The organism is Nonomuraea sp. NPDC048881 (genome assembly GCF_040649795.1).
Taxonomy (GTDB): domain Bacteria; phylum Actinomycetota; class Actinomycetes; order Streptosporangiales; family Streptosporangiaceae; genus Nonomuraea.
Genome location: NZ_JBEZGC010000002.1, coordinates 271,927 through 294,403 on the forward strand (window position 1 = coordinate 271,927; position 22,477 = coordinate 294,403).

The window sequence follows — 22,477 nt, forward strand, 5'->3', positions numbered from 1 at the left end:
GAGGCGACTTCGTCGCGCCCCCGGCCTCCACCTCGAAGGAGGAACGCATGGATCACGACACCGATCTGTGGAATCGGCTCGCCGCGCACGGCATCGACTTCGAGACCCCCTTCCGCGGCGTCTGGTGCGAGGGGCTCACCGTCGAGCAGGCGGCGCACCGGCTGGGCGCCGACCCGGACACCGCCCGGCCCGGCGTCATCCGGGAGATCGTGACGGGCGAGTATCGCGGGCAAGAGGGCGGAGTTGTCTGGATCGGCGATTACGCCCCCGGCTGGATCCTGGCAATCCAGCTCGACGGGAACCGGCTCTGGGAGTGGGACGCCTGGGCGCGTCTCTCCGGCGAGAAGGGCAGACTGCTCAGCCTCGGCTGGCCACTGCACGACCTCGATGGTGTGGAAGACCTCCAGTACCTTGTCGGCGGGGAACTAGTCACCTCCCTGGTCGTCGGCGACCCCGAGGAGCGGGACGGTAGCGATCCCGACGCGCTCGACGACTACCTCGACGGCCTGTCCTTCTTCGGCGACACCGCGTACGCGGAGGTCACCTCGGCCCTGCGCCTCATCGGCCGGATCACCGGCAGGGAGATCGACGACGCGTGGCTCGACGGCACGCACACCCGCTATGCCATCAGGGAGAGCTCCGGCTAAGCGCGCCCCTCGGCGGGGGCGAGCGCCCCCGCTGGGAGGCGTACCTGATGCGCGCCTTCCCCTGGATCCAGGCCCACCAGGAACAGGACGAGGCCGCGCACGCGCGGGGATGGCTCCGAGGCGCGGGGGGCAGGCAAGGGAAAGTTCTGAGGCGCTCGCATCATGGCTGCCCTTTGCATGCTCCAGCCAACGAATCGGCCGCAGAGCGGTGGCGGACGAATCGCCAGCTCGTTCAGGTCCTCGGACACGCTGGGGACGGGCAACGGCCAGCGGTTCGGGAGCCAGGGGAGGGAGTCAAAGCCCGCCGACGAAGACCGACATCACGAGACCGGCAGTGACGATGAGGCAGGTGGAAGGCTCCCCGTTCGACTCCTTCAGACCATGTCAGACCCTCTTCGCCTGCCGCAACGTCAACGTCAAACCGGGTTTTGTCCCAGGGCGGAACCCGGCCAGACTGGGCCGGACAGTTCGAAGGAGAACCTGATGGCCAAATACCTGCTGCTCAAGCACTATCGGGGCGCGCCGGCGGCGGTCAACGACGTGCCGATGGGACAGTGGACGCCGGAGGAGGTCGCGGCCCACGTCCAGTACATGCGGGACTTCGCCGCCCGGCTGCAGGAGAGCGGTGAGTTCGTCGACAGTCAGGGGCTTTCGCCCGAGGGCACGTTCGTCCGCTACGACGGCGAGGGGCGGCCGCCGGTCACCGACGGGCCGTTCGCCGAGACCAAGGACCTGGTCGCCGGCTGGATGGTGATCGACGTCGCGAGCTACGAACGGGCGCTGCACCTGGCCGGCGAGCTGTCCGCGGCCCCCGGCGCGGGTGGCGAGCCGATCCACGAGTGGCTGGAGGTGCGGCCCTTCCTGACCGGGACCCACCTGGTGGCCGAGTGAACGAGTCGTTTCCTGACCAGGCCGCACCTGGTGGCCGGGTGAACGAGTCGCTGCTGCGGGAGCTGGTGCCCGCCGTGATCGGCGTCGTCGTCCGGCGGGGCGCGGACTTCGCGGCGGCCGAGGACGCCGTCCAGGACGCCCTGACCGAGGCCGTGCGCGTATGGCCGGACGACCCGCCCCGCGACCCCAAGGGCTGGCTGGTCACGGTGGCCTGGCGCAAGTTCCTCGACGCCGCCCGCGCCGACGCCTCGCGGCGGCACCGCGAGACCCGCGTCGACAGCGAGCCCCCGCCGGGCTACGCGGAGGCGGTGGACGACACGCTCCAGCTGTACTTCCTGTGCGCGCATCCGTCCCTGACGCCGGCCTCGGCCGTCGCGCTCACGCTGCGCGCGGTCGGCGGGCTGACCACGCGCCAGATCGCGCAGGCGTACCTGGTGCCGGAGGCGACCATGGCCCAGCGGATCAGCCGGGCCAAGCGCACCGTCTCCGGCGTGCGGTTCAACCAGCCCGGCGACGTCGCCACCGTGCTGCGCGTGCTCTACCTGGTCTTCAACGAGGGCTACTCCGGCGACGTCGACCTCGCCGCCGAGGCGATCCGGCTCACCCGGCTGCTCGCGGCGAAGATCAGGCACGAGGAGGTCGCGGGCCTGCTCGCGCTCATGCTGCTGCACCACGCCCGGCGACCGGCACGCACCGCTCCCGACGGGAGCCTCGTGCCCCTCGCCGAGCAGGACCGCGGCCTGTGGGACACCCGCCTGATCGCCGAGGGCGTCGACGTGCTCCAGGCGGCCCTCGCCCGCGACCGGCTGGGCGAGTTCCAGGCCCAGGCCGCCATCGCCGCGCTGCACGCCGACGCCCCGACGGCCGGGGAGACCGACTGGCCGCAGATCGTCGAGTGGTACGACGAGCTCGTGCGCCTCACCGGCAGCCCGGTGGCCCGACTCAACCGGGCCGTCGCCGTCGGCGAGGCCGACGGCCCGCGGGCCGGTCTGGCCGCCCTGGCCGAGCTCGACCCGGACCTGCCCCGCCACGCCGCCGTCGCGGCCTACCTGCACGAACGCGCCGGCGACCCGGCCACCGCGGCCCGGCTCTACGCCGAGGCCGCCCGATCGGCCCCCACCCTCCCCGAACGCGACCACCTCACCCGCCAGGCGGCCCGGCTGGGCGGGGCGTGAGGGTCCGGGGCTGACGTCGTCCAGGCGGCCGGACCCTCAGCCTCCGGTGACGACGAGCACCAGCCCCGACGCGACCAGCCCCACCTCGACCACCACCACGAACGCGCCGGCGGGCAGCCGGTCGACGATCTTCTTGCCCGCCCAGGCCCCGACCGCGCTCGCCGGCGCCAGCGCCAGCCCGGTGGCGACGCCGGACGCGGTGAGCACGGCGGCCGCGCCGAAGACGACCAGCTTGGTCAGGTGCATCACCACCGCCGCCGCGGCCTCGGTGCCGATGTAGGCGCCCCGCAGCAGGCCACGGGCCAGGAAGAACGGCGCGACCATCGGCCCCATGGAGCCGACCAGCGCCGAGCCGAACCCGGACACGGCTCCGACGGCCGCGAACGCCGTGTCGTCCAGCCGGACGCCATGCGGCCGCCTGCGTCGCCAGACCACCATGACCAGCAGGAACACCCCGATAACCCGGGTCAGCGCGGCCAGCGGGGCGGCGGCGAACACCAGCGCGCCGGCCGCGGCGGCGGGAACCGCCCCGGCCGCGAAGACGCCCACCAGACGCCGGTCGACCTCGTCCCGGTTGAACCACACCCGGCTGCCGTTGCCGGCGAGCTGCGCGACGGTCAGCACCGCGACGGCGTCCCGGGTGCCCAGGACCGCGACGAACACCGGCAGCAGCAGCACCCCGCCGCCGAACCCGGCCACCGCCGACAGCGTCGTGGTGGCGAACGTCGCCGCCACCATGACGACCACGACCAGGACGGTGTTCACGCTTCTCACCTCCCCCGGGGGCGCGGCCTGTCATTCTCCGGACGCGGAGCAGCAGGAGCAGTCGGGGGCACGTCCGTCCGCCTGCTCCTCAAGGCCGGCCGGGACGGCGCAGCAGGCGTCGCCGCGCCAGGCTTCGCGGCCTTCCTTGACCGCGACCGCCGCGATCACCAGCGCGGCGACCGGGTCGGCCCAGGACCAGCCGAACAGGCTGTTGAGCGCCAGTCCCACCAGCAGCACGCCGGACAGGTAGGTGCACAGCAGGGTCTGCTTGGAGTCGGCCACCGCGGAGGCGGAGCCGAGCTCACGTCCGGCGCGGCGCTGCGCGTGGGACAGGAACGGCATGATCACCAGCGACAACGCGGCCAGGATCAGGCCGGGCGTCGAATGCTCGGCCTCACCCACCCCCAGCAGCGTACGGACGGCGTCGAAGGTGACGTAGGCGGCCAGCGCGAAGAAGGAGATCGCGATGACGCGCAGTGCCGTCCTCTCCCGCCTTTCATGGTCGGCCGCGGAGAACTGCCAGGCCACCGCGGCGGCCGAGGCGACCTCCACCACCGAGTCCAGCCCGAATCCGACCAGCGCGGCGGAGGAGGCCAGAGTGCCGGCGGTGATGGCCACCACCGCCTCGATCACGTTGTAGGTGATGGTGGCCGCGACCAGCAGGCGGATGCGGCGCCGCAGGGCCGTCCGGCGCGCCGGGGTGGTGAGGTGCGCGGCGGTCACGACACCGGCTCCTGCGTGACCTCGACGGGGCCGGGACGCAGCGTCACGGCGTGTCCGGCGGCGGCCAGCAGCTGTTCGGCGGAGGCGAGCAGGTCCATCAGCTCGGGCCGGGTCAGGGAGTAGAACGACTGGCGGCCCTCGGCGCGGTAGTCGATCAGGCCGCAGTCGCGCAGACAGGCCAGATGCTTGGACACCGTGGACTGGGCCAGGCCGAGCTGGGTGGTCAGGTCGACCACGCGGGCCTCGCCGCGGGCCAGGCGCTGGACGATGCGCAGCCGGGTCTCGTCGGCCAGGGAGTGGAACAGCGCGGCCGCGGGGGAGATGCCGGCGGCGATGTCCGCACTGACACAACGGCCACCTTCAAAATCAATCGCCATGTGGCGATGTTAGCCCGGATTTGGCATCTATGCGAGGGTGGTGGTGTCCGCCTGGAGGTCGGTCTCTCGCCTTCCGGTGTCTGTTCGGAAGTGTTCGTCGGACCTCTGCCGGGTCTTTCGGGACGGGTGGGACCTGGGAGGCTCGCCTCCGTGAGTGCGCCAGGGTCGCGGGGCCGCCCCGCCGCCGATGAGCGCGAGACCGTCGTGACACTTCGAGTGCTCGGGACGACCGGCGTCGAGGCGGCGATCCTGGCGCGTTCCGCTCGCTGACCCGGCGCCCCTCCCGACCGGCCTGTGTCCCGGCCGGTCGGCCGGGACGTTCGGGCGGGACGTTCGGCGGGCTCGCGCGGGTCAGCGTTCGCAGACGACGCCGTCGCCGTCGCGGTCCTGGTACCAGGCGTACTCGGGGTCGATGCCGCGGCGGTACGGGCCGTAGCCGGCGGCGTTCGCCTCGGCGCAGGTGCGGAAGCGCGGGTCCGTGCCGGCGGGCGGGGGCGATGTGGGGGACGGGGTCGGAGTCGGGGACGGCGTCGGTGTGGAGGTGGACGTGTCGCACCTGCCGGACCAGATCCGCAACTTCTCCGCCTTGGCCTTCGCCTGCTCCGTGCGGAAGAGGCTCTTGTACCCGTCGTCCGGCTTGAACGGGACGGCCTTGCCGTAGCCGTAGCGGATCAGGTTGCGGTTGACGTGCACGCCCTTGGCGTTCCACACGTGCGCGGGCGGGACGCCCGGCGTCCTGGCGGTGAGCAGGTGGGCCGTCGTCCCGGGTGGCAGGAGCGCCGCCGTACGGGCGGTGGCCGCCCTGGACCAGCACCGCCCGCGCTCGGGGGTGTCCACGCCGAGCAGCTGCACGCGGATCTTCGTGGTGCCGCGCACGACGTCGACGGTGTCGCCGTCCACGATCTTGACGACCCGGGCCGCGACCGTGCCCCTGGGGACGGCGGCCGCGTCGGCCGGCGCGCTCAGGGCGAGGGTGAGGGGCAGCAGGGCGGCCGTGGCGGTGACGATCCTGGCCGTGCTCGCGTTCGTAGGCATGGCGTGACTCCAGGGACGGATGGTCCGGACGTGAGGAGACGCGCCGACGGAGACAGGGGTGTACCGCCGGAAGGGCACGGTTGTGTCACTCCTGGTCGAGGTGCGGCGACGCTGCGCTTAGGGTTTGACTGGTCGCCGGCCCCCGCGGGGTGGCCGACGTCCAAGGTCAGAGGCTTGTGCGGCCCTCCTCGGCCTGCCTCGTGCGGACGGTTGCGCGTGCGGGGCCGGGTGGGTCGTCAGGGACGGTCGGGCGCCGGAGCCACGATATGCTCGTACTGGTGTTCGATAAGCTGCCTGCCTCTGGGGGAGTGTCGTGGTTGTCACCAAGGAAGCCGGATGGGTGGGCTTGGGCTGGGATGACTGGTCCGATCTGAGCGAGATCCGCGCCCGCCTCGACTCCGGCGCCGATCCGCATGCCGACCTGTGGCACGAGGGGCCGCCCCTCCACCTCGCGGCCGAGTACGGCTCGCCCGAGGTGGTCGCCGAGCTGGCCCGCCGGGTCGGCGACGTCGATGCCGCGTACGAAGGGCACAGCGCCCTCTGGCGGGCCGTGTTCGCCCACCAGAGGGACAACGCGCTCGCCCTGGTCGCCGCCGGGGCCGATCCGTGGCGGCCGATGACGGGCGGCTGGTCGCCCGGGCGGCTCAGCCTGGCCGGTCCCAACCCGGGCCTGTTCTTCCCCTTCCCGCGCGACAAGCCCACGCTCTCGGAGGCGGAGAACGCCGCCGTCGTGGAGGCCGAGCGGCTGATCGAGGCCCTGGGCGACTTCGAGTACGACGGGCTGGGGCTGGTGTGCGTCGCGGGCGTCACCGCGGCGGAGGCCGCGCGGCGACTCGGGGCGACGGTGGCCGAGGGAGCCGGGATCGACGGGGTGCTCGACGAGCCGTACCCGTTCGAGCGGAACGGCCTGGTGGGAGCCACCGACGTGCCGGGCGGATGCGTGATCAGCCGGCGCCGGGGTTCCGAGGTGACCAGCGCCGACGTGATCAACCGCCTCTCGGCCGGGACGGTCTGCTACGCGATGTACGCCGATCCGAAGGGCGGCAACCAGGGCTACAGCTCGCGGGACGGTGTCGTCGAGGAGTGGGACGCGTATCCGGGCGGCGGCTGGGTGTCGCCGGACAGCTCGGCGGACGAGGTGCTGAACGCCTTCCTCTACCAGGGGGAGGGTGTGGCGTACTGCTGCGCGTACACGGGGCTGCGGCTCACCGACGCCCGGCCCGTCCTGGGGCCGCCCGACATCTGGCTGCACCTCCCGCCTCGCGGCTGACGCCGGTCGGCCGGTAGGTGCTGCTCCGGAGTCAGGGCATGGCGGCCGAGGCCGCGCCCAGCACGGCTCCGTGTGCGCCCAGGGTCGAGAGCCGGACGGGAACGGAGTCCAGGGCGCGGGGCGCGTACCGGCGGATCGTCTCGAACAGGGGGACGGTCAGGGGCTCGCCGAGGCCGGTGACGCCGCCGCCCAGGACGATCACGTCCGGGTCCAGGAGGGCGGCGGCGGAGGCGATCGAACGGCCGAGGATGACGGCGGCCTCGCGGATCACCTCGCGGGCCAAGGGGTCGGCGGTTTCCGGCCCAGCCTGATGTCCGGTGGCCCCTAGGGGGTTCCGCGGGTCGGGGGTTTCGGCCGGGTGTCGTAGGGCGGGGGGCTCGGTGTTGTGCAGGGCTGGGGGGAGGAATCCGAGGTCGGGGGACCCGGTGTTGTGGCGGGCCGGGGAGAGGGATTTGAGGTCGGGGGCGGTGCCGCCGCGGGCGTGGTAGGCCGACAGGATCGCCGGGCCTGACGCGTACGCCTCCAGGTGGCCCGGCGCGCCGCAGGGGCACGGGCGGTCGGCGTCGGCGTCCGGGGGCAGGACGGCCAGGGTGTGGCCGAGGGAGCCCGCCATGCCGTTGCGGCCACGCAGGAGCTCGCCGTCCCGTACGAGGGCGCCGCCGACGCCGGTGCCGATCGTGAGGACCAGGGCCAGGCGGCTGCCCCGGGCCGCGCCGTGCCGGGCCTCGCCGAGCGCCCAGGCGTGGACGTCGTTGAGCACGGTGACGGGCAGGCCGAGGCGTTGGGTGAAGGCGGTGGCCAGGTCGGTCCCCCGCCAGCCGGGCAGGGCGTCGGTGGCGTGCGTGACCACGCCGTTGCCGTCGATCGTCCCGGCGCTGCCGACTCCGCAGGCGATGACGTCCATTCCGGCGGCGCGTGCCTGGGTGAGGCGGTCTTCGGCCAGCTCCAGCGCGGCGGCCAGCACCGCTGCGGCGCCACCTTCGGCGGGTGTGGGGACGCGGGCGGGGAGGTGGATCTCCGCCTCGCCCCCGGTGGCCGAGGCCGGGATCAGGGCGGCGGCGGTCTTGGTGCCGCCGATGTCGATGCCGAGCACGGCGGGGATGCCGTTCGTGCGGCGTCGCACGGTGGGGGTGCTGTTCAGGTGGGTGTGTACCGCCGGGGTGCTGTCTGGGAGGGGTCTCGCGGTGCTGTTCGGGTGGGGGTGTTCGGCTGCGGTGACTTGCGCGGTGCTGTTCGGGGAGGTGGCGCGGGCGGCGGCTGGGGGACGTGCTGAGGTGGGAATGGGGTCGTCGGTGTGGTGAGGGTGGGCGCGGGGTGGGGTGGGGGTCACCGGCTTGCCCCGGGGGTGGCCGCGGTGAGGTGGCGGGTGAGGGCGAGGGGGTCGGTGATGGCGGCGCCGATCACGACCGACCAGGCGCCGCGGGCGAACGCCTCCGCCACGTGGGCGTCGGTGCGGAGCCGGCCCTCGGCGACCGTACGGACCCCGAGGGCGGCGAGTTCTCCGACCAGGTCGAGGTCAGGCTCATGGAGGAGCCCCGGCCGTGGAGCGGCCCGGGCCCCGGGGCGGGAGGTGGAGTTAGCGGCGGCGGCCCTCAGGGGTGCGGCGGGATCAGTGGTGGTGGAACTCCGGGTTACGGCGGGGTCGCCCGCGAGGGTCTGGGCGCCGTGGAGGGTGGGATCGGCGAGCAGGGCGGGGGTGGGGGCGGTGTAGGGGGTGTAGCCGGCGAGGGTGGTGGAGATCAGGGCTGCGCCTCGGTTCCAGGCCAGCAGTCCTTCCTCCGCTGTCGAGACGTCGGCCATCACGGGCAAGCCCAGCTCCTTCCATACCCGTTCGACCAGGAACGGCAGGTCGCCCGCTTCCGGTTCGGCCTCCGCCGTCACCTCCAGGGCGACCATGTCGGCGCCGGCTCGCACCAGGGATTCGCACAGGGCGAAGGTGGGGGTGATCAGGGGGCGGGCGTGGGGGCGGGGGACCTTGGCCAGGCCGATCAGGGGCAGGCCGGTGACGGCCTTGACCGCGCGGACGTCCTCGGGGCCGTTCACGCGCAGTCCGGCCGCGCCGCCGAGTTCGGCGCAGCGGGCGAGGAGCGCGATGGTGTGCGGGTCGCGGAGGGGGTGGCCCTCGGGGGCCTGGCAGCTCACGACCAGGCCGCCTTCGATCGCGGTCACCACATCCATTTGGTACAGCCCAATCTTCCGGCATAGAGGCAGAGTGGCCTACCTCACTTGCCCGATTGGTATAGCCCAATTACGATCGGAGCGTCAAGAGCACCCCCCTGACCGAGGACGACCACCCGTGACGAAGATCGGCCGGCTCACAGACCATCTGCTCACGCTCATCGAGACCGAGCTGAAGCCGGGCGAACGGCTGCCCGCCGAGCGCGATCTCGCCGAGGAGTTCGGGGTCAGCAGGCTGACCGTGCGGCGGGCGGTCGACCGACTGGAGACGGACCAGAGGGTCTACCGCGTCCAGGGGGCGGGGACGTTCGTCGCGCACCGGAGCATCGCCAAGACGATCGAGCTGACGTCGTTCAGCGAGGACATGCGGGGGCGGGGGCTGGAGCCGGGGTCGCGGCTGCTGGAGGCGGCCGAGGTGCCCGCCGGGGCGCGGGTGGGGCAGGCGCTCGGCATCAGCCCGGCGGACGCGGTCGTGCGGCTGTGCCGGGTCCGTACGGCCAACGGTTCTCCGATGTGCCTGGAGCGTGCCCACGTGCCGGCCGCGTTCGTGCCCGGACTGCTCGATCGGCCGCTCGGCGGGTCGCTGTACGAGGTGCTGGCGGGGGCGTACCGGATCAGGCTGGAGCGGGCCGAGCAGTCGATCAGGGCCACGGTGCTGGAGCCGGAGGAGGCGGAGCTGCTGGAGGCGGCGCCCCTGGCGCCGGCGTTGCTGGTCGAACGGGTGGCCTACGACCAGCGGGGAAGGGCGGTCGAGGCGGCCAAGTCGATCTACCGTGGCGACCGCTACTCCTACGAGATCGCGATCCGGCGGTGAGGGCCGGCCGGGGCGAAGGGGCTTGCCGGGAGGCGACGGGTGGGGTAGACGACGGAAGGACGGGATTGTCCTCAAAGAGATCGCTCGGAGCACTCGGCCCCCATGCGACAGAGAGGTCGATCCGAGTGTTCGGCCATGCGATGGAGAGGTCGATCGGAGTGCTCGACCATGCGTCAGAGAGGTCGATCGGGGTGTTCGGCCGTGCGATGGAGTGACATGTCGGGTCGGCGGCGGGCGGTGCTGCTCGGGCTCGGTTCGGCGGAGTTGGTGCTCACCGGGGCCGCCGCCGTGGATCTGTGGCGCCGGCCGCAGCGGGAGATCCACGGCTGGAAGGGCATCTGGTGGCTGGGCATCTTCGTGCAGCCGTTCGGGCCCATCGCCTACCTGGCGTACGGCAGGCGAAGGGGGAGAGGCCGCAGGCGGTGAGGCCGCCGTGTCGGCGGGCGCCGAAGCCCCGTGTCAGCAGGCGGTGAAGCCGCGCGTCAGCGGGCGGTGAAGCCGCCGTAGCCGTTGGGGTTCATGGTCGCGTGCGGACAGAAGCCGCCGTAGCCGTTGGTGTTCATCCGCGGGTGTCCACCCAGACGCTCACCGTGGTGTGCGGTGTGATCCCGGTGTAGGAGGTCTGCCCGGCCGGCACCCACGGGCCCTCGATCGGGATCAGGCCGACCTCGGGCAGGAAGTGGCGCTGGATCACGTGGATGCGGTGCTCGCCGGTGCCGCTCGGGCAGTAGCTGGTGGCCCAGCGTTCGGCCTGGTTGAGCTGGTACGTGCAACCGGTGGGCGCGGCGGAGGCGGCCGGGGCGCCCAGCAGGACCAGGCCCGTGACGAGGGCGGCGCAGCCGGCGGTCCGTCTTCTCGCGTTCATGCGGGGCTCCTCGAAGGTGTGCGCGCGGCGAGAATTGCTTAGGAAAGTTTCCTAAACATTAGAGCCCGGGAAGCCGTACCGTCAACGGTTCACCACCGGTCGTGCACCTGCGGCCGGATCAGCTCGTCGTAGACGGCCCGCACGGCCTCCAGCGTCTCCTCCGGAAGCGGCTCCAGATCGGCCGCGGCCGCGTTGGACCGTGCCTGGCCGGGGTTGCGCGCGCCGGGGATGACGACCGAGACGCCGGGCTGGTCGAGGATCCAGCGCAGCGCGAACTGGGCCATGGACGCCCCCTCGGGCGCCAGCCCGGCCAGCCGCCGCACCGCCTCCAGGCCGGTGGCGAACTCCACGCCGGAGAAGGTCTCGCCGACGTCGAACGACTCGCCGTGCCGGTTGTAGGCGCGATGGTCGTCGGGGGCGAACACGGTGTGCTCGTCGTAGCGGCCCGACAGCAGGCCGCTGGCCAGCGGGACGCGGGCGATGACGCCCACCCCGGCCGCGCGGGCGGCGGGCAGCACCCGCTCCAGCGGCTTGAGCCGGAACGCGTTGAGGATGATCTGCACGGTCGCCACGCCGGGCCGGGCGATGGCGGTCAGCGCCTCCTCGCAGGTCTCGACGCTGACGCCGTACGCCGCGATCTTCTGCTCGGCGACCAGCGTGTCCAGGGCGTCGAAGACCGCGTCGGAGGAGTACACCGGGGTGGGCGGGCAGTGGAGCTGGACCAGGTCGAGGGTGTCCACGCCGAGGTTGCGCCGGGAGCGCTCGTTCCAGGCGCGGAAGTTGTCCATCACGTAGTTGGCCGGCACCTGCGCCGTCCGGCGGCCCATCTTGGTGGCCACGGTGAGCCCGGGATGCGCCTTGGCGAAGCGGCCGACGATCTGCTCGCTGCGGCCGTCGCCGTAGACGTCGGCGGTGTCGACGAACGTGACGCCCGCCGCCACGGCCGCCTCCAGGGTGGCGAACGCCTCGTCCTCGCTCACCTCGCCCCAGTCGGCGCCGAGCTGCCAGGCGCCGAGGCCCACGACGCCGACCCGGCGTCCCGTACGTCCGAGTATGCGGTGTTCCATGCTGTTTGTCCGTTCGTCTGGTTCCTGCGACCAGTGTCCCGGACGAAAGGTACGGGCGCGCCGCGGGGGCACGCCCGTACGGCCGTCATCGGGGCCGGTAGCTGCACCGCACGCCCGTGTGCACGGTGGCCCGCAGCTCGTCCCCCAGTGCCTGGTCGGCCGACGAGACGCGGGAGATCGCCCGCCGGATCGCCTTGCCCACCGCGATCCGCGCGCGTTCCTCCGTGCCGGTGAACGGCCGCGCCCGCCCGCCGATCCCGGTCGCCGCCGACAGCTCGGCCACCAGCCATTCGCGTTCCAGGCGCAGCGCGGCGGCCCGTTCGAGGTCGTTCATCGCCTCCAGCTCGTCGATGTCGGCCTGCAACTGGGTCAGCCGCTGCCGGTAGGTCTCCCTGGCCAGGTCGTCCAGCACCGGCTGCGCCGAGGCCGGCTCGCTGTCCTGCGCCGGCGCGCCCGCGGCCATGTCGGCGGCCAGGATCTCGCGCCCCGGGTTGGCGATCAGGGTCGCCAGGTGCTGCATGCCGACGCTGTGCTCGACGATCACCAGCCGCCCGCCGTGCTCGACCTGCCAGCGCCGTCCGTGCCTGCGCAGCCGGAACGCCCCGTGCGCCGCGCCCGCCCTGCCGACCACGGCGGGCAGCACCATGCCGAGCTCCCTGGCCTCCTGCGCGGCGGCGTTCTGGGCGGCCCGCGCCGCTTTGTCGTGCGGCCCGTCGCGCAGCGCGAGCGTCTGGCCGAGCCGCCAGCGCGACAGCGTCGCGGCGGGCCAGTGGCCGAGCGCGAGACTGGCCCGGACGGCCTCTGCCAGGTGCCCGGCGGCGCGGTCCACGTCGCCGGTCGTGAGCGCGGCCATGCCCAGGCTGTGCTGCACCGAGCCGAGGCAGAGCACGCCCAGGCTGGCCACCACCGGCAGAGCCGCGAACGGCAGCAGCAGCGCGTACGCCTCGGCGGCGGCGCCGGCGTCCTGGAGCAGGTGGGCGGTCTCGACGACGCAGTACATCGAGAACAGCCACGTGCTCGACCTCGGCAGGTCGGCCAGGTCCCGGCCGCGCAGCCGGGCCAGGTGACCGGCCGCCGCCCTGCGGTCGCCCGAGGTGGCCGCGGCCAGCGCGAGGCCCGCCAGGTAGGAGTTGTCGACCGGGCTGAGCGTGGGTGAGCTGACCAGGTCGGCCAGCACCGGCAGCAGCTCGGCCGTGCGGCCCTGGTACCAGCGGATGGCGGCGATCTGGCCGCCGTACCAGCCGGTGGCGTCCATGTCGCCGGCCTGGACGCCGCGCTCGAAGCAGTCGCCGGCCATCTTCTCCGCCTGCTCGAACCGGCCCGCCCGGATGGCCAGCATCACCCTGATCACGTCGGTCACGAACCCGACGGCCAGGTGGTCGTGCTCGGCCAGCAGGCCCCGCAGCTCCTCCAGGCAGCGTCCGGCGTGCGGGTCGGCCGCCAGGTAGAGGTCGACCGTCCGCCACAGCAGGCCCATCAGCAGGTCGCCCCTGCGCCGGGTGACCGCCGCCTGGCCGATCAGCTCCCTGGCCAGCTCCAAGCGGGCCGGCCCGTGCTCCGGCCCGAGCAGGCAGTGGTGGGCCAGGCTCAGCGCCTCGGCCAGCGCCGCCGGATCGCCCGCGCTCCTGGCCCGCGCGACGAGCCGGAGGATCTCCTCGTGGCTGCCCGCACTGTAGTCCTCCTCCCCGGTCATCCTGATCCGCAGTCGCAGTGCCAGCGACGAGTGCGGATCGATCAGCGACAACGCGTGCCGCTGACGCGCGCGCACCATCTCCGACTCCGCGCACGTGCGGTGCTCCTGCACCCACACCCCGCCCAGGCCGAGCGCCGCCCTGGCCAGGGCGGGCACGTCGCCGCCCGCCTCGGCCTGCCGGTAGGCCGAGTCGAACCAGCGTCTGGCGGTCTGCAGATCCCCGTTCACGTACAAAGCGCGCTCACCGAGCACGAGCGCGAGCCTGATGTCCGGATACGGGGGCAGGCGAACCCCCAGCTCCTCTAAAACGCCCACGGTTTCCGTCCCCATTCGGTCATCCGGGCTGAGCTTCCAGACGGTCCCCCGAATACCGTTCTGCCGTAACGACGTACGGGGGCGGTGGACGGTTCAACCAAATGCGCTGGCTACCCTGTGCGCATGATTCGCCCCGCCACCCCAGCAGACGTCCCCGCCATCGTGCGCATGATCCTTGAGCTGGCCACGTACGAGAACGCCGCGCACGAGGTGCGCGTGACCGAGGAGATGCTGCGGACCTCGCTCTTCGGCGAGCGGCCCGCCGTGTTCGCGCACATCGCCGAGCAGGACGGCGAGCCCGTCGGCTTCACGATCTGGTTCCTGACCTACTCCACCTGGCGCGGCGTGCACGGCATCTACATGGAGGACCTGTACGTGCGCCCCGAGCACCGGGGCGGCGGCCACGGCCGCGCGCTGATGGCGGAACTGGCGAAGATCTGCGCCGAACGCGGCTACCAGCGCCTGGAGTGGTCGGTGCTCGACTGGAACGAGCCGTCCATCGCCTTCTACGACAAGCTCGGCGCCGAGCGGCAGGACGAGTGGCTGAAGTACCGGCTGACCGACGAGCCGCTGGAGCGGCTGTCCCGCTGAGGCCGTCGGTGAAGCTGAGGCCGCCGGCGAACAGGTGTGCCGCGCAGGCCGGCCCCCCGGCGTGACCTGCGCGGCCTCCTGGTCAAACGCCGGCTCAAACGCCGACGTGCGAGCGGGACCGCTGGCCCTGCGTGCTGTCGAACATCTCGGTGCCGCGCTCTTCGAGGTCCTTGTGCGTCTCCTCGATCCGCAGCGCGACGCCCATCGCGAAGAACGTGGGCGCCCACTCGCCGATGAAGATCCCCCACCGGTCGGCCCGGTCGAGGCCCGCGCCCTCCTGGTTCTTGGAGATCATCCAAGAAGCGAAGGACAGGCCGATGGACGCCAGCCCCGCGGCGTACATGTGGCCTGACTTGATGCCCATCTGGTGCAGCTTTTTGATCATTATTCCCCCCTTGCCATGAGTGCTGTTACCCCGGGGAAGACCATGTAACCAGCCAGAACTCCGTTCATTACCGGCGTGTTTCGCCGGTGACGCTTGTGCGCGCCTTGTTACCGCGGTGAATCACCCGTAACCGCCGTACCCCCGCCGGCTGCCGGAACGCGTAACGCGGCCCTCCTACCGTGGTGCTCCCGACGCCGAGCGGAGGAGAGATCGATGGCGCGCTGGATCACCGAGTGGCACCCCGACGACCCGGCCTTCTGGCAGCGGACCGGCAGGCACGTCGCCCGGCGCAACCTGGTCTTCTCCATCGTGGCCGAGCATCTCGGGTTCACCGTCTGGACCCTGTGGAGCGTCGTCGCCACCCGGATGGGGGCCTACGACTTCTCCACCGACCAGCTCTTCTGGCTCGTCGCGCTGCCGAACCTGGTCGGGGCCGTGCTGCGGGTGCCCTACACGTTCGGGCCGGGCCGGTTCGGCGGGCGCGACTTCACCGTGGCCAGCGCGGCGCTGCTGCTGGTCCCGGCCGTGCTGCTCGGGGTGGCGGTGAACGATCCCGGCACGCCGTACTGGCTGTTCCTGGTGATCGCGGCGCTGGCCGGGGTGGGCGGCGGGAACTTCGCCTCCAGCATGGCCAACATCACCTACTTCTACCCGCGCGGCAGGCAGGGGCTGGCGCTCGGGCTGAACGCGGCGGGCGGCAACGTCGGGGTCAGCTCGGTGCAGCTCGTCGTGCCGCTGGTGATCGGCTCGCTCGGGACGGCCGCCGCCGGCTGGTTCTGGATCCCGTTCATCGTGGTGGCCGCGGCCTGCGCGTGGTTCTTCATGGACAACCTGGCCGGCGCCAGGGCCGAGCCGCGCGAGCAGCTCGCGGTGGCCGGACGGGCGCAGACGTGGATCATGTCGGTCCTGTACGTCGGCACGTTCGGGTCGTTCATCGGCTATTCGACGGCGTTCCCGCTGCTGAGCAAGAGCCTGTTCCCCGAGGCGCCGTACGCGGCGGTCGCCTTCGCCGGGCCGCTGCTCGGCTCGCTGATCAGGCCGGTGGGCGGCTGGCTGGCCGACCGGCTGGGCGGCGCGCGGGTGACGCAGTGGAACTTCGCGGCCATGGGCGCCGGGGTGCTGCTGGCCTGGGCGGCCGGCGTCGCGGGCGGCTTCTGGCTGTTCTTCCTGGCCTTCCAGCTGCTGTTCCTCACCGCGGGCATCGGCAACGGCTCGACGTACCGGATGATCCCGGCGATCTTCCACGCCAAGGCGGTCGCCGAGCGCGGCGCGGGCGCGGAGGCCCTGCTGCACGGCCGGCGCCAGGCCGCGGCGGCGATCGGCGTCATCTCGGCGGTCGGCGCGCTCGGCGGGTTCCTCGTCAACCGGGCCTTCGGCATGGCGTTCGCCGCGGCCGGCACCCCGGCGCCGGCGTTCCTGGCCTTCGCCGTCTTCTACGCCGGCTGCCTGGCGCTGACCTGGTGGTGCTACACGCGCACCGTCGGCGTCACGGTCGTCGCCAGCCTCGCCCACGCCCGGGTCTGACATGACGAAGACACACTGCCCCTACTGCGCCCTCCAGTGCGGCATGGAGATCGGCCCGGCACTGGAGATCACCCCCAGGACCGACGTCCCGGCCAACGCCCCCGGCGCGCTGTGCCAGAAGGGCTGGACGGCGGCCGAGCTGCTCACCAACGGCGAGCGCCTGACCACGCCGCTCCTGCACGGCGAGCCGGTGGAGTGGGAGACCGCCCTCGACCACGTCGCCGCCCGGCTGCGCGCGATCCGCGCCGAGCACGGCCCCGACGCCGTGGCCGTGTTCGGCGGCGGCGGGCTGACCAACGAGAAGGCCTACCAGCTCGGTAAGTTCGCCAGGGTCGCGCTCGGCACCAGCCAGATCGACTACAACGGCCGCTTCTGCATGTCCTCGGCCGCCGCCGCCTCCCTCCGGGCCTTCGGCATGGACCGGGGCCTGCCGTTCCCGGTCACCGACCTGGCCGACGCCGACGTCGTGCTGCTGGCCGGCGCGAACGTGGCCGAGACCATGCCGCCGTTCGTCCGGCACCTGTCGGGGCCGCGGCTGATCGTCGTCGATCCGCGCCGCACCCCGACGGCCCGGCTCGCCTGGCTGCACCTGCAGCCCACGCCCGGCACCGACCTGGCGCTCGCCCTCGGGCTGCTGCACCTGGCGATCGCCGACGACCTCGTGGACGCGGATTACGTGGCCGCCAGGACCACCGGCTTCGACGACGTGCGCACCTCGCTGGCCGCCTGGTGGCCCGAACGCGTCGAGCGCGTCACCGGGGTGCCGGTGCACCGGATGCGGCAGGCCGTCCGCGCGCTGGCCGCCGCCGGGAACGCGTACGTGCTGACCGGGCGCGGCGCCGAGCAGCACGCCAAGGGCACCGACACCGTCACCGCGTTCATCAACCTGGCGCTGGCGCTCGGCCTGCCCGGCCGGTACGGCTCCGGCTACGGCTGCCTGACCGGCCAGGGCAACGGCCAGGGCGGCAGGGAGCACGGCCAGAAGGCCGACCAGCTCCCCGGCTACCGCAGGATCGACGACCCGGCGGCCCGCGCGCACGTGGCAGAGGTGTGGGGCGTGCGGGCCGAGGACCTGCCGGGGCCGGGGCGGACGGCGTACGAGCTGCTGGACGCGCTCGGCACCCCGCGGGGGCCGCGGGCGCTGCTGCTGTTCGGGTCCAACCCGGTGGTGTCGGCGCCCGCGTCCGGGCACGTCGGCGGCCGGATCGCCGGGCTGGACCTGCTGGTCGTGGCCGACGTGGTGCGCTCGGAGACCGCGGCCATGGCCGACGTGGTGCTCCCGGTCACCCAGTGGGCCGAGGAGAGCGGCACGATGACCAACCTGGAGGGCCGCGTCCTGCTCCGCCGCCGGGCCGTCGCGCCGCCGGAGGGCGTCCGGAGCGACCTGGACGTCATCGCCGGGCTGGCCGCCCGGCTCGGCCACCGCTTCGACACCGAGCCGGCCGCCGTCTTCGACGAGCTGCGCCGGGCCGCGGCGGGCGGCGTCGCGGACTACTCCGGCATCAGCTACGAGCGCATCGCCGCCGAGACCGGCGTCTTCTGGCCCTGCCCGTCGCAGGACCACCCCGGCACGCCCCGGCCGTTCCTGGACCGCTTCGCCCACCCGGACGGCCGCGCCCGGTTCATCCCGGTCGAGCACCGGCCCGCGGCCGAGGAGCCCGACGCGGACTACCCGGTGTACCTGAGCACCGGCCGCGTCCTGTCCCACTACCAGAGCGGCGCCCAGACCCGCCGGATCGCGTCGCTGGTGCGGGCCGCCCCCGAGCCGTTCGTGGAGCTGCATCCCGACCTGGCCGCGCAGCTCGGCGTCGCCGCGGGCGACCTGGTGCGGGTCAGCAGCCGCAGGGGCCGGAGCAGGGCGGTGGCCAGGATCAGCGACGCCATCAGGCGCGACACCGTGTTCATGCCCTTCCACTGGGAGGGCGCCAACCGGCTCACCAACCCGGCGCTCGACCCGGTGTCCGGCATGCCGGAGTTCAAGGTCTGCGCGGTCAGGGTGGAGAGGGACTCATGAGGCTCGTCGTCGTGGGGAACGGGATGGCCGGGTCACGCCTGGTCAGCGAGGTGCGGGCGCGCGACCCGCGGATGCGGGTGACCGTGTTCGGGGCCGAGGCGGGCCCGCCGTACAACCGGGTGCTGCTGTCGGACGTGCTGGCCGGGAGCGCGCGTCCCGACCAGGTGCGCCTGGTGGACCCCTCCTGGTACGCCGCGCACGGCGTCGAGGCCGTGCCCGGCGCCGAGGTCGCCCGCATCGACCGGGACGCCAGGCACGTGGTGACCGCGGACGGGCGGCGCGAGCCGTACGACCTGCTGGTCCTGGCCACCGGCAGCCAGGCGGTCGTGCCGCCGCTGCCCGGCGTCGGGCGGGCCGTGCCGTTCCGCACGCTGGCGGACTGCGAGCGGATCGTGCGGGCCGCCGGACGGGCGCGCCGCGCGGCCGTCGTCGGCGGCGGGCTGCTCGGCATCGAGGCCGCCCGCGGCCTGGCCGGGCGCGGCCTGCCGGTCACGCTGCTGCACCTGGCCGGGCACCTGATGGAACGCCAGCTCGACGCCGAGGCGGGCCAGGTGCTCGGCGAGACCCTGGCCGGGCTCGGCGTGGCGGCCCGCACCGGCGTCAGCGCGGCCGCGGTCGAGCCGGACGGCGTCCGCCTGGCCGGCGGCGAGCTGGTCGAGGCCGACCTGGTCGTCCTGGCCTGCGGGGTGCGCCCGGTCACCGGGCTCGCCGCCGCGGCGGGGCTGGAGGTGCGGCGCGGCGTCGTCGTGGACGACGAGCTGCGCACCGGCGACCCGTCGATCTTCGCCGTCGGCGAGTGCGCCGAGCACGACGGCACGGTGTACGGCCTGGTCGCCCCCGCCTGGGAGCAGGCCGCCGTGGCGGCCGAGGTGATCACCGGCGGCAAGGCCCGCTACCGCGGCTCCCGGCTGGTCACCAGGCTCAAGGCCAGGAGCGTCGAGCTGGCCGCCATGGGCGAGACGCAGCTAGGCGAGGAGCACGCCGAGGTGGTGCGCTTCAGCCACCGCGCCCGCGGCACCTACCGCAAGCTCGTCATCCGCGACGGGCGGCTGGTGGGCGCGATCCTGCTGGGCGAGAGCGACGCCGTCGGCACCCTCACCCAGCTCTTCGACCGCGGTGGCCCGGTGCCGGGCGACCGCGCCGGCCTGCTGTTCCCGGGCCTGTCGCCGGCGCCGGTCGCGGGCAGCCCGGTGCTGATGCCGGACGCGGCCGAGGTCTGCCGGTGCAACAACGTGACCAAGGGACAGATCCGGGCGTGCTGGGAGGCCGGCGCCCGCGACGTGGCCGGGGTGGCCGCCGCCACCAGGGCCACCACCGGCTGCGGCACCTGCCGCGACGCCGTGGAGGGCATCGTCGGCTGGTTGTGCGATCAGGAAGGAGTGCCGGTATGAGGAGGATCGTCGTCGTCGGGTACGGCCCGGCCGCGCACCGCTTCGTGGAGACCCTGGCGAGCCGGGGCTTCGACGGGCGGATCACCGTCGTCGGGGAGGAGCCGCGCCCGGCCTACGACCGGGTGGCGCTGACCTCGTACCTGTCGGGGGCCACCCTGGCCGACCTCACCTACCCGGTGCCCGCCGGGACCGTGACGCGGCTGGGCAGCCGGGCCGTCGCCGTCGACCGGGCGGCGCGGACGGTGACCGTCGAGGGCGGGGCCGCCGAGCCGTACGACGTGCTCGTGCTGGCCACCGGGTCGGCGCCGTTCGTGCCGCCGGTGCCAGGACGCGAGCACGCCCACGTCTACCGCACGATCGACGACCTGGACGCCATCCGGGCGGCCGCCCGGGACGCGGCCGAAGGCGTCGTGGTCGGCGGCGGCCTGCTCGGCCTGGAGGCGGCCGACGCGCTGCGGGCGCTCGGCCTGAGGGCGCACATCGTCGAGATGAGCCCCTGGCTGATGCCCCGCCAGGTGGACGAGGGCGGCGGCGCGGTGCTCAAGGGCCACATCGAGGCCCTCGGGCTCGGCGTGCACGCCGGGTCGGGCGTCCAGGAGGTCGTCACCGGGCCGGACGGCCGGGTCGCCGGGGTGCGCACGCCGTCCGGCACGCTGATCGAGGGCCAGGTCGTGGTGTTCTCGGCGGGCGTCAGGCCGCGCGACGAGCTGGCCAGGGCGTGCGGGCTGGAGGTGGGGGAGCGGGGCGGCGTCGTGGTCGACGACGGCATGCGCACCTCCGACCCGTCGGTCTACGCGATCGGCGAGTGCGCGCTGGCCGGCGGCACGGTCCACGGCCTGGTCGGGCCGTGCAACACGATGGCCGAGGTGGCCGCCGACCGGATCATGGGCGGGACGTCCTCGTTCGCGGGCGGGGACACCTCCACGAAGCTGAAGCTGCTCGGCGTCGAGGTCGCCCAGTTCGGCGCGATGGACGGCGCCCTCGACGTCACCTACATGGACCCGGTCGCCGGGATCTACAAGAAGCTGTTCATCAGCGACGACGCCCGCACGCTGCTCGGCGGCATCTGCGTGGGGGACGCCGGGCCGTACGCGGCGCTGCGGCCGTTCGTCGGCAAGCCGTTGCCCGCGCCGCCCTCCGACCTGCTGTTCAGCGGCTCCGGGGCGCCGCTCGACCTGCCCGGCGACGCGCAGGTCTGCTCCTGCAACAACGTGTGCGCGGGGGACGTCCGGCACGCCGTCGCCGAGCTGGGCGTGACCGACGTGCCCGGCCTCAAGGCGTGCACGCGGGCCGGCACCACCTGCGGGAGCTGCGTGCCGATGCTCCGGCAGCTCCTGGAGGAGTCGGGGGTCGAGGTCGGCAGGTCGCTGTGCGAGCACTTCGCGTACTCGCGGGCCGAGCTGTTCGACATCGTCCGGGTGCGGAAGATCACGACGTTCTCGCGGCTCATCGCCGAGCACGGGCAGGGGCGCGGCTGCGACGTCTGCAAGCCCGCGGTGGCCTCGATCCTGGCCTCGCTGCACAACGGGCACGTGCTCGACGGCGAGCGGGCCGCGTTGCAGGACACCAACGACGCCTTCCTCGCCAACATCCAGAAGAACGGCACGTACTCGGTCGTCCCGCGCATCCCGGGCGGCGAGATCACGCCGGACAAGCTCATCGTGATCGGCGAGGTCGCCCGCGACTTCGGGCTCTACACCAAGATCACCGGCGGCCAGCGCATCGACCTGTTCGGCGCCCGGGTCGAGCAGCTCCCGGAGATCTGGCGACGCCTGGTGGACGCCGGCTTCGAGTCCGGCCACGCCTACGGCAAGGCGCTGCGCACGGTGAAGTCGTGCGTGGGCTCCACCTGGTGCCGCTACGGCGTCCAGGACTCCGTCGGCCTGGCCATCGCCCTGGAGCTGCGCTACCGCGGCCTGCGCTCGCCGCACAAGCTCAAGTCGGCGGTGTCCGGCTGCGCCCGCGAGTGCGCCGAGGCCAGGTCGAAGGACTTCGGCGTCATCGCCACCGAGCAGGGCTGGAACCTGTACGTCGGCGGCAACGGCGGCTTCCGGCCCCGCCACGCCGACCTGCTGGCCACCGACCTGAGCACCGGCGACCTGATCAGGACCGTCGACCGGTTCCTGATGTTCTACGTCCGCACCGCCGACCGGCTGCAGCGCACCGCCGCCTGGCTGGAGTCGCTGGACGGCGGCCTCGACCATCTCCGGAAGGTGATCATGGAAGACTCGCTCGGCATCTGCGCCGACCTCGACGCCCAGATGGAACAGCACGTCGCCACCTACGCCGACGAGTGGGCGGCGACCCTGGACGACCCGGAGAAGCTGGGCAGGTTCGTCAGCTTCGTCAACGCCCCCGGCGTGCCCGACCCGTCGATCGTGTTCGCCTCCGAGCGCGGCCAGATCAGGCCGGTGATGGCCCGATGAGCTGGACCCCGGTCTGCGAGTACGCGGCCCTGCCGCCGGAGCGCGGCGTCTGCGCGCTGGTCGGCGACCGGCAGGTGGCGCTGTTCCGCACCTACGAGGGGCACGTGCACGCCCTGGACAACCTCGACCCGTTCAGCGGCGCGTACGTGCTCTCCCGCGGCATCGTCGGCACCAGGCGGGGCGAGCCCACCGTGGCCTCGCCGCTGCACAAGCAGGTCTTCTCGCTGGTGTCGGGGGCGTGCCTGGACGAGGAGGCCGTCCAGGTGCCCGTCTACGCCGTGCGGGTGGCGGCCGGACGGGTGGAGGTGAGCGTTTAGCCGATCAGGGCAGG

At 73.5% G+C, this 22,477-nt stretch carries 22 protein-coding genes; 12 read left to right on the plus strand and 10 right to left on the minus strand.

Features of this window, described 5'->3' with window-relative positions; genetic code table 11:
* Positions 1–47: 47 nt before the first annotated feature.
* The 3 genes from AB0C33_RS06835 to AB0C33_RS06845 all read left to right on the plus strand — a co-directional run bounded on the left by AB0C33_RS06835 (position 48) and on the right by AB0C33_RS06845 (position 2,713).
* The gene (locus tag AB0C33_RS06835) at positions 48–647 is read left to right on the plus strand and encodes a hypothetical protein (protein WP_352323174.1); all 600 of its coding nucleotides are present in this window, start codon (positions 48–50) and stop codon (positions 645–647) included.
* Positions 648–1,130: 483 nt separating this feature from the next.
* Positions 1,131–1,538, plus strand: coding sequence for a YciI family protein (locus AB0C33_RS06840; protein ID WP_358284386.1), 408 nt, complete (start codon positions 1,131–1,133; stop codon positions 1,536–1,538).
* 38 nt (positions 1,539–1,576) lie between these two features.
* Positions 1,577–2,713, plus strand: coding sequence for a DUF6596 domain-containing protein (locus AB0C33_RS06845; protein ID WP_358285944.1), 1,137 nt, complete (start codon positions 1,577–1,579; stop codon positions 2,711–2,713).
* A 36-nt stretch (positions 2,714–2,749) separates the two neighbouring features.
* On the opposite strand, the gene AB0C33_RS06850 is transcribed toward AB0C33_RS06845, so the two are convergent.
* The 4 genes from AB0C33_RS06850 to AB0C33_RS06865 form a co-directional block, all read right to left on the minus strand.
* A complete protein-coding gene (locus AB0C33_RS06850) occupies positions 2,750–3,478 on the minus strand; it encodes a sulfite exporter TauE/SafE family protein (protein ID WP_358284387.1) in 729 nt (242 codons plus the stop codon).
* 30 nt (positions 3,479–3,508) lie between these two features.
* Positions 3,509–4,201, minus strand: a complete 693-nt coding sequence (locus AB0C33_RS06855) for a cation transporter (RefSeq protein ID WP_358284389.1) — start codon at positions 4,199–4,201, stop codon at positions 3,509–3,511.
* On the minus strand, positions 4,198–4,578 hold the full coding sequence (locus AB0C33_RS06860) for a metalloregulator ArsR/SmtB family transcription factor (RefSeq protein ID WP_358284390.1): 381 nt from the start codon (positions 4,576–4,578) through the stop codon (positions 4,198–4,200). Before AB0C33_RS06860 ends, AB0C33_RS06855 begins: the two co-directional genes overlap by 4 nt.
* Before the next feature lie 351 nt (positions 4,579–4,929).
* Positions 4,930–5,613, minus strand: a complete 684-nt coding sequence (locus tag AB0C33_RS06865; RefSeq protein WP_358284392.1) for an excalibur calcium-binding domain-containing protein — start codon at positions 5,611–5,613, stop codon at positions 4,930–4,932.
* A gap of 313 nt (positions 5,614–5,926) precedes the next feature.
* Here AB0C33_RS06865 and AB0C33_RS06870 point away from each other — a divergent pair, with 313 nt between their 5' ends.
* Entirely contained in the window at positions 5,927–6,883 is a 957-nt protein-coding gene (locus AB0C33_RS06870) for an ankyrin repeat domain-containing protein (protein ID WP_358284394.1), read from the plus strand.
* Positions 6,884–6,914: 31 nt separating this feature from the next.
* Here the strand turns inward: AB0C33_RS06870 and AB0C33_RS06875 are convergent, their stop codons facing one another.
* Both AB0C33_RS06875 and AB0C33_RS06880 read right to left on the minus strand, forming a co-directional pair.
* Positions 6,915–8,006 carry an ROK family protein gene (locus AB0C33_RS06875; RefSeq protein WP_358284396.1) on the minus strand — a complete coding sequence of 364 codons (1,092 nt, stop codon included), beginning with the start codon at positions 8,004–8,006 and terminating at the stop codon, positions 6,915–6,917.
* Positions 8,007–8,209: 203 nt separating this feature from the next.
* Positions 8,210–9,061, minus strand: coding sequence for a hypothetical protein (locus tag AB0C33_RS06880; RefSeq protein WP_358284398.1), 852 nt, complete (start codon positions 9,059–9,061; stop codon positions 8,210–8,212).
* 118 nt (positions 9,062–9,179) lie between these two features.
* Between AB0C33_RS06880 and AB0C33_RS06885 the strand changes: the two genes are divergently transcribed.
* Together AB0C33_RS06885 and AB0C33_RS06890 are read left to right on the plus strand one after the other, a co-directional pair.
* Positions 9,180–9,875 carry a GntR family transcriptional regulator gene (locus tag AB0C33_RS06885; RefSeq protein WP_358284400.1) on the plus strand — a complete coding sequence of 232 codons (696 nt, stop codon included), beginning with the start codon at positions 9,180–9,182 and terminating at the stop codon, positions 9,873–9,875.
* 216 nt (positions 9,876–10,091) lie between these two features.
* Entirely contained in the window at positions 10,092–10,301 is a 210-nt protein-coding gene (locus AB0C33_RS06890) for a PLDc N-terminal domain-containing protein (RefSeq protein WP_358284402.1), read from the plus strand.
* 133 nt (positions 10,302–10,434) lie between these two features.
* Here the strand turns inward: AB0C33_RS06890 and AB0C33_RS06895 are convergent, their stop codons facing one another.
* From AB0C33_RS06895 to AB0C33_RS06905, 3 genes are all read right to left on the minus strand, one after another.
* A complete protein-coding gene (locus AB0C33_RS06895; protein WP_358284404.1) occupies positions 10,435–10,740 on the minus strand; it encodes a hypothetical protein in 306 nt (101 codons plus the stop codon).
* Positions 10,741–10,829: 89 nt separating this feature from the next.
* Positions 10,830–11,807, minus strand: a complete 978-nt coding sequence (locus tag AB0C33_RS06900; RefSeq protein WP_358284406.1) for an aldo/keto reductase — start codon at positions 11,805–11,807, stop codon at positions 10,830–10,832.
* An 85-nt stretch (positions 11,808–11,892) separates the two neighbouring features.
* Positions 11,893–13,815, minus strand: a complete 1,923-nt coding sequence (locus AB0C33_RS06905; RefSeq protein WP_358284408.1) for a hypothetical protein — start codon at positions 13,813–13,815, stop codon at positions 11,893–11,895.
* Positions 13,816–13,938: 123 nt separating this feature from the next.
* Between AB0C33_RS06905 and AB0C33_RS06910 the strand changes: the two genes are divergently transcribed.
* A complete protein-coding gene (locus tag AB0C33_RS06910; RefSeq protein ID WP_358284410.1) occupies positions 13,939–14,406 on the plus strand; it encodes a GNAT family N-acetyltransferase in 468 nt (155 codons plus the stop codon).
* 94 nt (positions 14,407–14,500) lie between these two features.
* On the opposite strand, the gene AB0C33_RS06915 is transcribed toward AB0C33_RS06910, so the two are convergent.
* Positions 14,501–14,791: a hypothetical protein gene (locus AB0C33_RS06915; RefSeq protein WP_352322735.1), complete on the minus strand. Its 291-nt coding sequence runs from the start codon at positions 14,789–14,791 to the stop codon at positions 14,501–14,503.
* Between the two features lie 213 nt (positions 14,792–15,004).
* Between AB0C33_RS06915 and AB0C33_RS06920 the strand changes: the two genes are divergently transcribed.
* Genes AB0C33_RS06920 through nirD form a run of 5 tightly spaced genes read left to right on the plus strand, consistent with a single transcriptional unit; the run spans position 15,005 to position 22,463 of the window.
* Positions 15,005–16,315 carry an MFS transporter gene (locus tag AB0C33_RS06920; RefSeq protein WP_358284412.1) on the plus strand — a complete coding sequence of 437 codons (1,311 nt, stop codon included), beginning with the start codon at positions 15,005–15,007 and terminating at the stop codon, positions 16,313–16,315.
* Between the two features lies 1 nt (position 16,316).
* A complete protein-coding gene (locus AB0C33_RS06925) occupies positions 16,317–18,329 on the plus strand; it encodes a molybdopterin oxidoreductase family protein (RefSeq protein ID WP_358284414.1) in 2,013 nt (670 codons plus the stop codon).
* The gene (locus AB0C33_RS06930; protein ID WP_358284416.1) at positions 18,326–19,720 is read left to right on the plus strand and encodes an FAD-dependent oxidoreductase; all 1,395 of its coding nucleotides are present in this window, start codon (positions 18,326–18,328) and stop codon (positions 19,718–19,720) included. The genes AB0C33_RS06925 and AB0C33_RS06930 overlap by 4 nt, the downstream gene beginning before the upstream one ends.
* Positions 19,717–22,146, plus strand: coding sequence for a nitrite reductase large subunit NirB (gene nirB / locus AB0C33_RS06935; protein WP_358284419.1), 2,430 nt, complete (start codon positions 19,717–19,719; stop codon positions 22,144–22,146). Before AB0C33_RS06930 ends, nirB begins: the two co-directional genes overlap by 4 nt.
* Positions 22,143–22,463 (plus strand): nitrite reductase small subunit NirD, encoded by a 321-nt coding sequence (gene nirD, locus AB0C33_RS06940; RefSeq protein WP_358284421.1) that lies wholly within the window; start codon positions 22,143–22,145, stop codon positions 22,461–22,463. Before nirB ends, nirD begins: the two co-directional genes overlap by 4 nt.
* Positions 22,464–22,477: the final 14 nt, after the last annotated feature.